11 protein-coding genes are annotated in these 14,303 nt (G+C 68.2%); 5 read left to right on the forward strand and 6 right to left on the reverse strand.

The window, feature by feature from the left end:
- Positions 1 to 14 precede the first annotated feature (14 nt).
- The 5 genes from ACFWY9_RS13225 to ACFWY9_RS13245 all read right to left on the reverse strand — a co-directional run bounded on the left by ACFWY9_RS13225 (position 15) and on the right by ACFWY9_RS13245 (position 5,855).
- Positions 15 to 1,613 carry an acyl-CoA carboxylase subunit beta gene (locus ACFWY9_RS13225; RefSeq protein ID WP_378326204.1) on the reverse strand — a complete coding sequence of 533 codons (1,599 nt, stop codon included), beginning with the start codon at positions 1,611 to 1,613 and terminating at the stop codon, positions 15 to 17.
- The gene (locus ACFWY9_RS13230; protein ID WP_378326205.1) at positions 1,610 to 2,761 is read right to left on the reverse strand and encodes an acyl-CoA dehydrogenase family protein; all 1,152 of its coding nucleotides are present in this window, start codon (positions 2,759 to 2,761) and stop codon (positions 1,610 to 1,612) included. Before ACFWY9_RS13230 ends, ACFWY9_RS13225 begins: the two co-directional genes overlap by 4 nt.
- Complete coding sequence (locus ACFWY9_RS13235) at positions 2,758 to 4,452, reverse strand: acyclic terpene utilization AtuA family protein (RefSeq protein ID WP_378326206.1); 1,695 nt, start codon at positions 4,450 to 4,452, stop codon at positions 2,758 to 2,760. The genes ACFWY9_RS13230 and ACFWY9_RS13235 overlap by 4 nt, the downstream gene beginning before the upstream one ends.
- Positions 4,449 to 5,240 (reverse strand): TIGR03084 family metal-binding protein, encoded by a 792-nt coding sequence (locus ACFWY9_RS13240; protein WP_378338951.1) that lies wholly within the window; start codon positions 5,238 to 5,240, stop codon positions 4,449 to 4,451. The genes ACFWY9_RS13235 and ACFWY9_RS13240 overlap by 4 nt, the downstream gene beginning before the upstream one ends.
- A 177-nt stretch (positions 5,241 to 5,417) precedes the next feature.
- Positions 5,418 to 5,855, reverse strand: coding sequence for a hypothetical protein (locus tag ACFWY9_RS13245; RefSeq protein WP_378326208.1), 438 nt, complete (start codon positions 5,853 to 5,855; stop codon positions 5,418 to 5,420).
- A 228-nt stretch (positions 5,856 to 6,083) separates the two neighbouring features.
- Here ACFWY9_RS13245 and ACFWY9_RS13250 point away from each other — a divergent pair, with 228 nt between their 5' ends.
- Positions 6,084 to 7,700, forward strand: a complete 1,617-nt coding sequence (locus tag ACFWY9_RS13250) for a helix-turn-helix domain-containing protein (RefSeq protein WP_378338952.1) — start codon at positions 6,084 to 6,086, stop codon at positions 7,698 to 7,700.
- A gap of 27 nt (positions 7,701 to 7,727) precedes the next feature.
- On the opposite strand, the gene ACFWY9_RS13255 is transcribed toward ACFWY9_RS13250, so the two are convergent.
- Complete coding sequence (locus ACFWY9_RS13255; protein WP_378338953.1) at positions 7,728 to 8,162, reverse strand: hypothetical protein; 435 nt, start codon at positions 8,160 to 8,162, stop codon at positions 7,728 to 7,730.
- Between the two features lie 266 nt (positions 8,163 to 8,428).
- Between ACFWY9_RS13255 and ACFWY9_RS13260 the strand changes: the two genes are divergently transcribed.
- The 4 genes from ACFWY9_RS13260 to ACFWY9_RS13275 all read left to right on the forward strand — a co-directional run bounded on the left by ACFWY9_RS13260 (position 8,429) and on the right by ACFWY9_RS13275 (position 14,233).
- The gene (locus ACFWY9_RS13260) at positions 8,429 to 9,268 is read left to right on the forward strand and encodes an enoyl-CoA hydratase-related protein (protein ID WP_378326211.1); all 840 of its coding nucleotides are present in this window, start codon (positions 8,429 to 8,431) and stop codon (positions 9,266 to 9,268) included.
- Positions 9,261 to 9,869: an acetoacetate decarboxylase family protein gene (locus tag ACFWY9_RS13265; RefSeq protein WP_378338954.1), complete on the forward strand. Its 609-nt coding sequence runs from the start codon at positions 9,261 to 9,263 to the stop codon at positions 9,867 to 9,869. The genes ACFWY9_RS13260 and ACFWY9_RS13265 overlap by 8 nt, the downstream gene beginning before the upstream one ends.
- A gap of 256 nt (positions 9,870 to 10,125) precedes the next feature.
- Entirely contained in the window at positions 10,126 to 13,065 is a 2,940-nt protein-coding gene (locus ACFWY9_RS13270) for a ribonucleoside-diphosphate reductase subunit alpha (protein WP_378338955.1), read from the forward strand.
- Positions 13,066 to 13,159: 94 nt separating this feature from the next.
- Positions 13,160 to 14,233 carry a ribonucleotide-diphosphate reductase subunit beta gene (locus ACFWY9_RS13275; protein WP_378331480.1) on the forward strand — a complete coding sequence of 358 codons (1,074 nt, stop codon included), beginning with the start codon at positions 13,160 to 13,162 and terminating at the stop codon, positions 14,231 to 14,233.
- The last annotated feature ends 70 nt before the right edge of the window (positions 14,234 to 14,303 follow it).

The following is a 14,303-nucleotide window of genomic DNA, read 5'->3' on the forward strand; positions in this document are numbered from 1 at the left end:
TTCGAACGCCGCCCTTACATCCGGAAGACGCCGAAGCCCTCGGCGCCCTTCACTGGTCCATTGTGGATGGTGGAAAGCCCGAGCCCGAGCACGGTCCGGGTGTCCCGCGGGTCGATGATGCCGTCGTCGTAGAGCATGCCGGACAGGAACATCGGCATCGACTCGGCTTCGATCTGTCCCTCGACCATCGCGCGCATGGCCTTGTCGTTCTCCTCGTTGTACTCCTGGCCCCGGCTCTCGGTGGCCGCGCGGGCCACAATGGACAGCACACCGGCCAGCTGCGCCCCGCCCATCACCGCGGACTTCGCGCTCGGCCACGCGAAGAGGAACCGCGGATCGTAGGCCCTGCCGCACATCCCGTAGTGCCCGGCGCCGTAGGACGCTCCCATGAGGACGGACAGATGCGGCACCTTCGAGTTCGACACCGCGTTGATCATCATCGCGCCGTGCTTGATGATGCCGCCCTGCTCGTACTCCTTGCCGACCATGTAGCCGGTCGTGTTGTGCAGGAACACCAGCGGGGTGTCGATCTGGTTGGCCAGCTGGATGAACTGCGCGGCCTTCTGCGACTCCTCGCTGAACAGCACGCCCTGGGCGTTGGCAAGGATGCCGACCGGGTACCCGTGGATGCTCGCCCAGCCGGTGACCAGGCTGGAGCCGTACAGCGGCTTGAACTCGTCGAAGTCCGAACCGTCGACGACGCGGGCGATCACCTCGCGCGGGTCGAACGGGCTCTTGAGATCCGGCGGCACGATGCCGAGCAGGTCTTCGGTGTCGTACAGCGGCTCGGCGTAGTCCGGCTTCGGCGTCGGTCCCTGCTTGGTCCAGTTGAGCCGCTTGACGATGTTCCGGCCGAGGCGGATGGCGTCCTCCTCGTCGGCGGCAAGGTAGTCGGCGAGCCCGGACGTCCGGGCGTGCATCTCGGCGCCGCCCAGCGACTCGTCGTCGGATTCCTCACCGGTGGCCATCTTGACCAGCGGTGGCCCGCCGAGGAACACCTTCGCGCGTTCCTTGACCATCACGACGTAGTCGGACATGCCCGGCAGGTACGCGCCGCCCGCGGTGGAGTTGCCGAACACCAGCGCGATCGTCGGGCAGCCCGCGGCCGAGGCCCGCGTGATGTCGCGGAAGATCCGCCCGCCGGGGATGAAGATCTCCTTCTGCGTGGGCAGATCCGCGCCACCGGATTCGACGAGGTTGATCGTCGGCAGGCGGTTCTGCGCGGCGATGTCCGCGGCGCGGTAGCTCTTCTTGGCCGTCCATGGGTTGCTGGCGCCGCCCTTCACTGTCGGATCGCTCGCCGAGATCATGCACTCGACGCCCTCCACGACCCCGATGCCGGTGACGAGGCTCGCGCCGACCCGGTAGTCCGAGCCCCACGCCGCGAGCGGCGACAGTTCGAGGAACGGCGAATCCGCGTCGAGCAGCAGCTCGATCCGTTCCCGGGCCAGGAGCTTGCCACGTTTGCGGTGCCGCTCGACGTACTTCTCGCCGCCGCCCGCCACCGCCTTCGCCTGCTCGGCGTCGATCTCGGCGAGCTTCTCCAGCATCGATTCGCGGTTCGCCGCGAACTCGCCGGACCGGATGTCCGCTGAGGACCGCAGTGTCGTCATGAGGTGTATCCCAATCGCTTCGCGGCGAGGCCGGTGAGGATTTCCGTGGTGCCGCCGCCGATACCGAGGATGCGGACGTCGCGGTAGTGTCGTTCCACTTCGGACTCCCGCATGTAGCCGAGCCCACCGTGAAGTTGGACGGCCTCGTTCACCACGTGCTCCGCCGCCTCGACCGCGGTGTTCTTGGCGAAGCAGGCTTCGGCGATGACCTCCTCGCCTGAGACGTGGCGGACGGCGATCTGGCGGGTGTAGGTCCTGGCGACGTCGATCTTCCGTGCCATCTCGGTGAGCTTGTGCTGCACGAGCTGCCGGGAGATCAGCGGCCGCCCGAAGGTCTCCCGCAGCCGGCACCAGTCCAGCGTCAGATCGAGCGCCCGCTGCGCGTGCGCGTAAGCCTGCACCGCCAGCGAGAGCCGTTCGACGACGAACTGGGTGGCCACCTGGGCGAATCCGCTGTTCTCCGCGCCGATCCGGTTCTCCACCGGGACCCGTACGTCCACATAGGACAGTTCGGCGGTGTCGGAACAGAGCCAGCCCATCTTGTCGAGCTTGCGCGACACGGTGAACCCGGGTGTCCCGCGTTCGACCACGATGAGCGAAAGCCCGTGCGCGCCTTCGCCGCCGGTGCGCACGACGGTGGTCACGAAGTCGGCGCGGCAGCCCGAGGTGATGAACGTCTTGGCACCGTTGATGACGTACTCGTCGCCCTCCCGTACCGCGCTGGTGCGGATGCCCGCGACGTCGGAACCGCCGTCCGGCTCGGTCACCGCGAGCGAGCCGATCTTCTCGCCCGCCAGTGTCGGCCGGACCCAGCGTTCGATCTGCACCGGGTCCCCGGCCTCGGCGATGTGCGGGACCGCGATACCGCAGGTGAACAGCGAGGCGAACAGCCCGCCGGATCCGCCGGCGTAGTGCATTTCCTCGGCAACGACCACCGAGTCGAGATAGTTGCCGTCACCACCGCCCACCGGCTCCGGGAAGGAGACGCCGAGCAGGCCGAGGTCCCCGGCCTTCTTGTGCAGCTCACGCGGGAGTTCGCCGTCGCGCTCCCAGTCGTCGAGGTGCGGCAGGACCTCGCGCTCGGCGAACGTGCGCACGGTCTTGCGCAGCTCGTCGCGCTCGGGTGTCCGGAAAGGATCGAGAGTCACAGCAGCGCCTCCGGAATGTCGATCTCCCGTGACCGCAGCCATTCGCCGAACGCCTTGGCCTGCGGGTCGAACCGTGCCTGCGACGCGACGCCCTCGCCGAGGATGCCTTCGACGACGAAGTTGATCGCCCACAGGTTCGGCAGCAGATGCCGGGTCACCGGCAGGTCCGCGGTTTCGGGCAGCAGCAGGCGGAACTCCTGCACGGTGAGGCGATGAGCCAACCACCGCCAGGCCTCTTCGGACCGTACCCAGACACCGAGGTTGGCGTTGCCGCCCTTGTCGCCGCTGCGCGCGCCGATCACGCGGCCCAGCGGGACTCGGCGCACCGGCCCGTCCGGTAGCCGCTCCGGTAGCTCCGGTTCCTCCACTTCGGACAGTACGAGCGTGTCGGCGGCGGGGGCGATGTCCACCCGCGACCCATCCGGGAGGACCGCGACGTGCGGGACTTCCTTGGCGTCCACATAGGACGCGGTGTACAGCCCGTACGGCGAGGCATCCGAAGGCGGTGCGGTGACGTGGAACCCGGGGTAACTGGCCAGTGCCAGCTCGATCGCGGCGCCGCTGAAGGCCCGTCCCGCCACCTTCGAGTCGGCGTCCTTGACCGCGACGTGCAGCAGCGCGCTCGCCCGCTGTTCGGTGTCGGCGTCCGGGTGCTCGGTGCGCGCGAGTGTCCACTTGACCTCGGCGGGTCGCTGCTTGAGAGCGCCTTCGAGTTGTTCCTTGACCAGCGCGGCTTTTTCCTCGATGTCCAGTCCGGTGAGGACGAATGTGGTCTCGTTGCGGAAGCCGCCGAGGCTGTTGAGACACACCTTGAGCGTCGGGGGCGGCGCCTCGCCGCGTGCCCCGCTGATCCGCACCCGGTCCGGCCCGTCCTCGGTGAGGCTGACCGTGTCGAAGCGGGTGGTGACGTCCGGCCCGGCGTAGCGGGCGCCGGCGATCTCGTACAGCAGCTGCGCGGTGACCGTCCCGGCGTTCACGACGCCGCCGGTGCCGGGATGTTTGGTGATGACGCTGGAACCGTCGGCCTCGATCTCGGCGATCGGGAAGCCCGGCACGCCGATCGTGTGCTCGGTGAAGAACGCGTAGTTCCCGCCGGTGGCCTGGGTCCCGCATTCGATGACGTGCCCGGCGGCGACCGCGCCCGCGAGCGCGTCGTAGTCGTCACGGGCCCAGCCGAAGTGCGCGGCGGCGGGCCCGACGATCACCGAGGCGTCGGTGACGCGCCCGGTCACGACGACGTCGGCACCGGCGTTCAGGCACTCCACAATGCCCCAGGCACCGAGATAAGCATTGGCGGTCAAGGGTTTTCCGAGGTCGAGTTCGTCGGCGCGGGCGATCAGGTCATCGCCTTCGACGTGCGCGATCGAGACGTCGACGCCGAGTTTCGCGGCCAGCTCCCGCAGCGCGCCGGCCAGCCCGGAGGGGTTGAGACCACCCGCGTTGGCCACGATCTTGACGCCGTTTTCCTTGGCCAGCGCCAGGTTTTCCTCCAGCTGGCGCAGGAACGTCTTGGCGTAGCCGCGGTTCGGGTCCTTCAGCCGGTCCCTGCCGAGGATGAGCATGGTCAGCTCGGCGAGGTAGTCCCCGGTCAGCACGTCGAGCGGGCCGCCGGTGAGCATCTCGCGCACGGCGGAGAACCGGTCGCCGTAGAACCCGGACGCGTTCCCGATCCGCAGCGGCTGGGCGCTCACGAAAACTGCCCCGGCCTGCGGCCCGCCCCTGGCGGTCCGGCGAACGCCTGCGCGATGCCCAGCCACTCGTCGACGCCGTCCCCGGTGGCGACGAGATCGGTGTCGTCGCGGTGCCGCCGCTGCGTGATGAGCAGGCAGAAATCCACCGCGCTGCCGGTGAGCCGCTGCTCGGCGTCCTCCGGCCCGAAGACCCACGTCGAGCCGTCCGGCGCGGCCAGTTCGACCCGGAACTCCTCGGCGGGCGGGGCGAGCGAGTGAAGCTTGAAGGCGAAGTCACGGGTGCGGGTCCCGAACCGGGTGATGTGCCACAGCCGCATGGTCGGTTCGCGGACCAGGCCGAGCGCGTCGAAGATGTCCTGGCCGTGGGCCCAGGTCTCCATCATGCGCGCGGTGGCCATCGAGGCCGCGCTCATCGGCGGGCCGTACCAGGGCAGCTTCTGTCCCTCGGGCACGGCGGCCAGCGCGTTCGCCAGCGCGGTACGGCCCGTCCGCCAGTCTTCGAGCAGCTGCCGGGGCGCCTTCCCGGCGCCCTCGACCGCCCCCGCGTCGACGTAGTTTTCGCCGATCTGGAGCAGTTTTTCGACTTCGTTCTGCCAGTCCTCCGGATGCGCCGCCGAGATCAGCGACTTCTCGTCGGTCCAGGCCAGATGCGCGATCTGGTGCGCGATCGTCCAGCCCTGGGCGGGGGTCGGCCGCGCCCAGTCCGACGCGGGCAGGCCGGCCACCACGTCGTCGATCGTCTGTGTTTCCGCCGCGAGATCACCGAGGATCACGCCGAGGTCCGCCATCGCACGCCTCCTTGCGTCCGCCCCAGGCTCGCACCGGCCGCCGGAAAAATCAAGCACGCCTGATTGTTTTTGCCGGCGACTGGGCTCGACCGGCTTCGACGAGGGCACCGGCAAACCACGAAGCGCGGGGCCGATACCACCCCCAGCGGTATCGGCCCCGCGCTCTTCGGCCCCGGTTTACCGGCGAACGATCGTGGGCGCGCTCCAGTCCTCGTCATTGCGGTTGACCCGGCCGAGCTTGACCATGACCCACGTCTGGGTCTTGGGATCGACGCCGGGGATCTGCACGTTGTTGACGTGCATGTTCGTGTTGCACCCCTGGTCGTTGGCCACCGAGAACGGCGGCGAGGTCCAGAGTGTCACCGAGTGCGCGTCGCACCGGGTGTCGTGGATGTTCAGATTGTTCAGCGACACGAACGAACGGCCCTGACGCGCGTCGTAGTGCCACCAGACGTTGCCGTCGGCCCAACCACCGGTATGCGGCGCGTGGATCTTGAAGGGGCGATGGACATCGCTCGTCGCGGGCACCGAATCCGATGTCGCCCCTGCTGTCCCGGTCGTGCCCCCCATGACGGTCAGGACGAGCGCCGCGATCATAGTGCTCTTCTTCAGCATCGTTCCTCCCTCGATAACCGGCTTTTCGCCGTCATGGACCACTGTGATCCGCTTCGCCCGCGAACGGCACCGGCTGGAACGAGAGTGGGACGTCTCAGCCCGTCCCACCGCGTTGACCAGCGCGAACGGCGAAGATATGGGACGGGCGCCGGATCATCGGAGTGGTCCCCGCCGACCCGGTGTGGCATTCTCGGACTGCGCGAGGGCATCGATCAGGGGAGCGGGTCTATGGCGCCGCCAGGGGCGAAGGAAGAACTCGCCCGGTTGCTGGGCGAACTCAAGCGTTCCCGGGGTCTGAGCTACGCGGAACTCGGCCGGGCCTGTCATCTGAGCCGGTCGTCGGCGCACCGATATTGCAACGCCGAGATCATTCCGTCCGATTTCGCCACCCTCGAATCGATAGCGACGGCATGCGGCGCGGACAGGACGGCAAAGGCACGATTACACAGATACTGGTCGAACGCGCTCGGTGAGCAGGCATCCGCCGGGCCACCACGAGCGCCGGCGGCGCTTCCCGGCATCGGAGGCGGCGAGCGCGTACCGCCCCGGCCTGGGCCCGGTGCCCGGCGGATCGCAGTCGTCGTGCTGGCGGCCGTGCTGGTTTCGACTTTCCTGCTGGTGCGCGGAAGTACGACACCGATTCCGGCGGCCGTGGAAGCAGAACTACCGGAACCGCCGGAGCCGATGTGGGCGCAGACCCCCACTCCGCTGGATCCGGGTCTGTTCGGAGTGACCGTGAATTCCTCGACTGGCGCGATGCCGACGTTCGGGGTGGACTCCGTCCGGTTCTGGGACAGCCACACCCGCTGGGCCACCGTCGAACCCAGCAGGCACGTTTTCGACTGGTCCGTGCTCGACCGGCTGGTGGACGGTGCTCGCAACGCCGGGATGTCCAGCCTGTTCACTTTCGGCGGCACTCCGGCCTGGGCCGACCCCGCCGGGCCGCGCACACTCTACGAAGACGGTTCCCGGACCTCGGCACCGCAAGTCCTCGATGACTGGGACGAGTTCGTGAAGGCCGTGGTCCAGCGTTATCGCGGGCGTATCGGCGGCTACGAGGTGTGGGCCATGGTCAACGACGCGCATTTCTATTCGGGCAGCGTCGAAACGTTGTTCGCGATGACCCGCCGCGCCCACGATCTCATCAAAGCCGCCGACCCTGGCGCCACTGTGGTGTGCCCGTCCATGGGCATGCTCCAGAACTCTTCGGCGCAGCGGACACTCGAACGCTTCGCCGCGCTGGGCGGCTACGACTACTGCGACGTCGCGGGTGTCAAGCTCTACCAGGCAGGCTCGGCCGAACCGCCGGAAACGATGCTGCGGCTGGCGGGCGACATCGACCACGCCTTTCACCGCGCCGGCGTGCATCCGCCGATCTGGAACACCGGGACCAGCTACGACGTACCCCTGCAGCAACCGCTGCCGGCGGACAAGGCCGTCGACCACGCCGTCCGGCAGTACCTCGTAGGCCTGTTCGCACACTACCGGCGGGTCTTCTTCTACAACTGGGGCGGCACGAAGATCCCCGTCGTCCTGCAGCCCGACGGTGGCCCGCCCACTCCCGCCGCGCTCGCCGTGGAGCAACTGCGCCGCTGGCTCCGCGGAGCCAGGATCCGCGCGTGCGGGCAGGGCGTTCCCGCGAGGCTTCCCGCCGGTGTGTGGCAGTGCCGTTTCGAAAACGCGGCCGGGCCGTTCGCCATCCGCTGGACGGCGAAGGGTGTCGCCCGGATGACCGCGGAACCGTCCCCCCGCACCGGGGGACCGCGGGACCGGAACCACTACCCCATCACCGCGGGCGACACGCTCGACATCACCACCCGGCCGGGCAAAAAAAACGTCGGGTGACGAACCGCGCGCCCTGCGGAGTCCGCCTCAGTGGAATTCGAAGTTGATGTAGATGTGCGTCAGATCGCTGAATTTCCACCAGCCGCTCTTCTGGTGCGACCATCCGGTGCTGCCGCCACCGTCGCCGCCGGTGTAGACCGTGCCGGGCGGGATGTAGAAGGCGTCGATATCGACGTTCTGGGGATCGCCCCATGTCGTGTGGGGAAGCACGTAGCCGTAGCTGTTCCGCTTGCACTTGTCCGCGGGCTGATAGGCCCCGTCCCAGCCGGCTGCTCCCCAGCTGCGGCAGACCTTGACGCTGTGCGAGGTGTTGTTGGTGAGGGTGCCGCAGAACGGACGCGAACAGTGGTCACCCATGGGACTCACCTGCGTCGCCGAAGCCGGGCCCGCGGTACCGGTGAGCATCCCGGCGGTCAGTGCGCCGGCGCCGAGAACAGTGGCGATGGTGGAACGACGGGTCATCTTGTGCCTCCCCTGATCGGCGATCCGTGTCCGGATCGCTGCCGCATATCCCACGACGTTTCGAGCGTGCTCGACGCCGGGCACGCCGGGCAACACGTGCCCGTCCCAGACTGCGGCTGGGACGTAGCGAGGCCTCTGACCTGTGCCGACGTTTCACTACCTGGGACAGTTCCCCGGGCGGAAAGTACGCCTACGGCACCGAAGAAGCCCTCGGACACACTATTGACACCTTGCCAGTAGTGGTGAGCTGGCTTACTGTCGGGGATATGGCCGACTACGCCGACATCACCTACGCGGTCTCCGAGCGGATCGCCACCGTGACGCTGAACCGTCCGGAGGCCCGCAACGGCTACACGATCCGGATGGCCGACGAGCTCGGCGACGCGATGGATCGGGCCGACCGCGACGAGGACGTCCGGGTCGTGGTCCTCACCGGCGCGGGCAAGGATTTCTCCGTGGGTGCGGACCTTTCCCAGGGCGGCTTCGACTTCGACCCGGCGGCCGGGCCGGACGCGGCGTGGCAGGAGCCCGCCGGCCGGTGCTCGAAGCGGATCTTCACGATGAACAAACCGGTCATCGCCGCGTTGCGGGGAGCGGCCGTCGGCGGCGGGATCACCATCACGCTTTCGTGCGATTTCCGCCTCGCCGCCGAGGATTCCCGGTTCGGGTTCGTGTTCACCCGGCGGGGGATCTACCCCGAGGGCGCGTCCGCGTGGTTCCTCCCCCGGCTCGTCGGCATGGGCACCGCGCTCGACTGGATGATCAGCGGCCGTCTCGTCAGTGCGGAGGAAGCGCTCTCGGCCGGGCTCGTCCACCGGCTGTACCCGGCGGACACCGTGCTCGACGAGGCCTACGCGCTCGCGCGCGAGATCATCGCCACCACCGCGCCGGTGTCGGTCGCGGTCACCCGTCAGCTGCTCTACCGGATGGCGAGCGCACCTTCGCCGTTCCCCGTGCACGAACTCGACTCCCGGCTGATCGGCGGCCTCGGCAACAGCTCCGACGCGGTCGAGGGAGTCGTGTCGTTCCTGCAGAAACGCCCACCGGAGTTCGCCATGCGCGTCGACAAGGACCTCCCCGACTACCTGCCATGGCTCCATGAGTGACTATCCGCCCGAACCGTGGAACCTCGCCGGGGACGCCTGGCTGTCCATCTGGCGCGTCCCAGTCAGTGAGATTCCGGCCCTGCCCGAGGGAGCCCGTCCCCTCGTCTGGCGCGGGCGAGCGACGGTCGTCACCGCGTGGATCGACTACCGGCCACCGGGACAGCTGAGCTACCACGAACTGCTCGCGACCGTGGCCGTGCACGGCCGCCGCCCGGCCGCGTCGATCACCGGCATCTGGGTCGACAGCGCGACGTCGCTGGCAGGCGGGCGCGCGCTGTGGGGCATCCCGAAGGATCTCGCCGCGTTCGAGTTCGCGGGCGGCCACGCGTTCACCGGGTCCGCGGCGACCGAAGACGACTGGATCGCGACCGCCGCGTTCACGCCGCGCCTCGGTCTCCCCTTCTCCGTCCCTGCTGTCTTCGAGGTGGTCCAGACCCTCGACGAACGGCTCAAGCGCAGCCCGGTCGCGTCGAAGGCGGGCGCCCGGCTGGCGTCCTCGGACTGGCAGATCAACCCCGCGGGGCCGCTCGGCTACCTCGCCGGGCACCGTCCGGTAGCCAGCGCGAAACTGGCCGGTTTCACCCTGCGCTTCGGCGGCTGACGATCTCTGCGGAGTGACCCGCAGACCGGTGATCAGGGCGCTCTCAGTGATCACCTAACCCGCCAGGGTGAGTGCGCGACACGCCACCCATTGGGGCACGTGCGGCCCCCAACCCCTACATGTAGTCTCTGGGGACCGACAGCACCCAGCGGCGGGGAGTCCGCTCAGAGTACTTGCCGGCTAACGCTTTGCCCGACCAGCAGCGCTTCGTCCGGGGGACGATGCGCCGATCCGACGCGCCCTTTGGGAGTCATGCATGTCAGTCGACACCAGCCATCGCCCACCCTCCTCTCCGGACAACAAGCCAGCCGGAGTCCGGGTGATCCGGCGCGACGGCAATGTGTCGGAGTTCGACGCCAACAAGATCTCGGTCGCGCTGACGAAGGCGTTCCTCGCCGTCGAGGGTGACGACGCCGCCGCGTCCTCGCGCGTCCACCACGTGGTCGCCGAGCTGACCGAGCAGGTCGAGACCTCGCTGCTGCGCCACGCCGGCCCCGAGCCCGCCCTGCACATCGAGCAGATCCAGGACCTCGTCGAGCTCGCGCTCATGCGCGGCGGGCACCACAAGGTCGCCCGCGCGTACGTCCTCTACCGCGAGGAGCGCGCGAAGGCCCGTCAAGCGACCGCGCCGGTCCCGGCCGAGGCCGCCCTCACCGTCAAGGGCGCCGACGGTTCGCTGCGTCCCCTCGACTGGGCGCGCGTGTCCCACGTTGTGGGAGAAGCCGTCGCCGGACTGGACGACGTCTCCGCCGAGCCGGTGCTCGCCGAGACCAAGCGCAATCTCTACGACGGCATCAGCGCCGACGAGCTCGCGCTCGCGCAGATCATGGCCGCCCGCGTGCTCGTCGAGCAGGAACCGAACTACTCCTACGTGTCCGCCCGGCTGCTGCTGGACAAGCTGCGCGGCGAGGCGCTGAGCTACCTCGCCGGCGCGCCGCGCCAGGCCAGCCAGGACGAGATGGCGACCGAGTACGCGCCGTACTTCCGCGCCTACCTGCGCCGTGCCGTCCAGCTGGAGCTGGTCGACGCCGAGCTGACGTCCTTCGACCTGGACAAGATCACCGCGGCCATCCGGCCCGAGCGTGACCTCGACTTCGGGTTCCTCGGACTGCAGACGCTGTACGACCGGTACTTCCAGCACCACGACGGCGTTCGTTTCGAGCTGCCGCAGGCGTTCTTCATGCGCGTCGCGATGGGACTGGCGATCCGCGAGGACGACCGCGAGGCCCGCGCGATCGAGTTCTACGAACTGCTGTCGAGCTTCCACTTCATGGCTTCGACGCCGACGCTGTTCAACTCGGGCACCACGCGCCCGCAGCTGTCGTCCTGCTTCCTGACCACTGTGGACGACGACCTCGACTCGATCTTCCAGGCGTACAAGAACAACGCGCTGCTGGCGAAGTACTCGGGCGGGCTCGGCAACGACTGGACCCCGGTCCGCGGCCTCGGCGCGCACATCAAGGGCACCAACGGCCAGTCGCAGGGCGTCGTGCCGTTCCTCAAGATCGCCAACGACACCGCGGTCGCGGTGAACCAGGGCGGCAAGCGCAAGGGCGCGGCGTGCGCGTACCTCGAGACCTGGCACGTGGACATCGAGGAGTTCCTCGACCTGCGCAAGAACACCGGCGACGACCGGCGGCGCACGCACGACATGAACACCGCGAACTGGGTGCCGGACGAGTTCCTGCGCCGTGTCGAGGCCGACGGGCAGTGGACCCTGTTCTCCCCCAACGAGACCCCGGACCTGCACGACCTCTACGGGAACGCTTTCGCGCAGCGCTACCGCGAGTACGAGGCCGCCGCCGACCGCGGCGAGATCAAGGTGTTCCGCCGGGTTCGCGCGGTCGACCTGTGGCGGCGCATGCTGACCATGCTGTTCGAGACCGGGCACCCGTGGATCACCTTCAAGGACCCGTGCAACCTGCGCTCGCCCCAGCAGCACATCGGCGTCGTGCACTCGTCGAACCTGTGCACCGAGATCACGCTGAACACCAGCACCGACGAGGTCGCGGTCTGCAACCTGGGCTCGGTCAACCTGCTCAAGCACGTCACTCCGTCCGGTTTGGACACCGAGCGGCTCGAGCAGACCGTGCGCACCGCCGTCCGCATGCTGGACAACGTGATCGACATCAACTTCTACACGATACCGGAGGCACGCCGCTCGAACCTGCGTCACCGCCCGGTCGGCCTCGGCCTGATGGGCTTCCAGGACGCGCTGTTCGAGCTGGGCGTTCCGTTGTCGTCCGAAGCCGCGGTGCGGTTCGCCGACGAGAGCATGGAGCACATCTCCTACTACGCGATCTCGGCCTCGACCAACCTCGCCGAGGAGCGCGGGCAGTACCAGAGCTTCGAAGGTTCCTTGTGGAGCAAGGGAATCCTGCCGATCGACTCGATGCGGCTGCTCATCGACGCCCGCCAGGGCGACGCGCTCGACGTCGACCTCTCGTCCACTTTGGACTGGGGAACGCTGCGCGAGCGGGTCAAGACCGTGGGCATGCGCAACTCCAACGTGATGGCGATCGCGCCGACCGCGACGATCTCCAACATCTGCGGTGTCGGGCAGTCCATCGAGCCGCTGTTCCAGAACCTGTACGTCAAGTCGAACATGTCCGGCGACTTCACCGTGGTCAACCCGCATCTGGTCCGCTCGCTCAAGGAGCGCGGGCTGTGGGACGAGGTCATGGTGAGCGACCTGAAGTACTTCGACGGCAGCCTCGGCCAGATCGACCGCGTCCCGGACGACCTGAAGGCGTTGTACGCCACGGCGTTCGAGATCGAGTCGAAGTGGCTGGTGGACGCCGCCTCCCGGCGGCAGAAGTGGATCGACCAGGCGCAGTCGCTGAACCTGTACATCGCGGCGCCGAGCGGCCGCAAGCTCGACGAGCTGTACCGGTACGCGTGGCACAAGGGCCTCAAGACCACGTACTACCTGCGGGCGCAGTCCGCGACGCACGTGGAGAAGAGCACCCTGCGCGGCACGGACGGCAAGCTGAACGCGGTCTCGGCCACCCCGGCCCCCGCCGCGGTTCCGGCGGTGTCGCCTTCGCCTTCGCCCTCGCCTGAGGCCGCGGTGCCGGTGACTCCGGCAGTGCAGGCGGAGCCGAAGGAGATGCCGGAAGTGTCCGATGTGGACTTCGTCGCCACCGAGGGTGCCGCCTGCCGCATCGACGACCCCGACTGCGAAGCCTGCCAGTAATCCCCGCGTGGTCCGTGAATGCCACATCGAGGGACCCAGAGTCTCTCGATGTGGCATTCACGGACCTGCCCCCGAACCCCCATTGGAGCCGTAAGTGACCAACCTGGAGACCACGGACGCCACCGGCCTCGGCGAGATCGAGGTCGGCGCCGCCCGGATCAACGTCGACGACAAGCGGATGATCAACGCCCGCGCCGACGTCAACCAGCTGCTGCCGATGAAGTACCGCTGGGCGTGGGAGAAGTACCTCGCCGGCTGCAACAACCACTGGATGCCGACCGAGGTCGCGATGCAGGCCGACATCGCGCTGTGGAAGTCGGCCGACGGGCTGACCGAGGACGAGCGCACGATGCTCAAGCGCAACCTCGGCTTCTTCGCCACCGCGGAGTCGCTGGTGGCCAACAACATCGTGCTCGCCGTGTACCGCCAGATCACCAACCCCGAGTGCCGCCAGTACCTGCTGCGCCAGGCGTTCGAGGAGGCCGTGCACACGCACACCTTCCAGTACATCTGCGAAAGCCTCGGCCTCGTCGAGGGCGAGCTGTTCAACATGTACCGCGAGGTTCCGTCCATTTCGGACAAGGACGCGTGGGCGCTGAAGTACACGCAGAATTTGGAGAACCCGGACTTCGAGACCGGGACGCCGGAGGCCGACCAGGCGTTCCTGCGTGACCTCGTCGCGTTCTACGTGATCTTCGAGGGCATGTGGTTCTACACCGGCTTCGCGCAGATCCTCTCGCTGGGCCGCCGGAACAAGATGGTCGGGATCGCCGAGCAGTACCAGTACATCCTGCGCGACGAGTCGATCCACCTGAACTTCGGCATCGACTGCATCAACCAGATCAAGATCGAGAACCCGCACCTGTGGACCGAGGAGTTCCAGGCCGAGGTGCGCGGGATGCTGCAGGAGGCGTGCGAGCTCGAGGTCGCCTACGCCCGCGACACCATGCCGCGCGGCATGCTCGGGCTGTCGCACGAACTGTGCGAGCAGTACATGCACTTCATCACCGACCGCCGCGCCCAGCAGATCGGCCTCGCCCCGATCTTCGGTGAGACCGAGAACCCGTTCCCGTGGATGTCGGAGGCGATGGACCTCAAGAAGGAGAAGAACTTCTTCGAGACCCGCGTCATCGAGTACCAGTCCGGCGGCGCCCTCGACTGGGACTGACCTCCCGAACGGCGAACTCGCGTGATCGGGTAGCGATCTCGTGTGATTGGGCGGAGATCTCGTGAGATCC

This window comes from Amycolatopsis sp. NPDC059027 (assembly GCF_042739735.1).
GTDB lineage: Bacteria > Actinomycetota > Actinomycetes > Mycobacteriales > Pseudonocardiaceae > Amycolatopsis.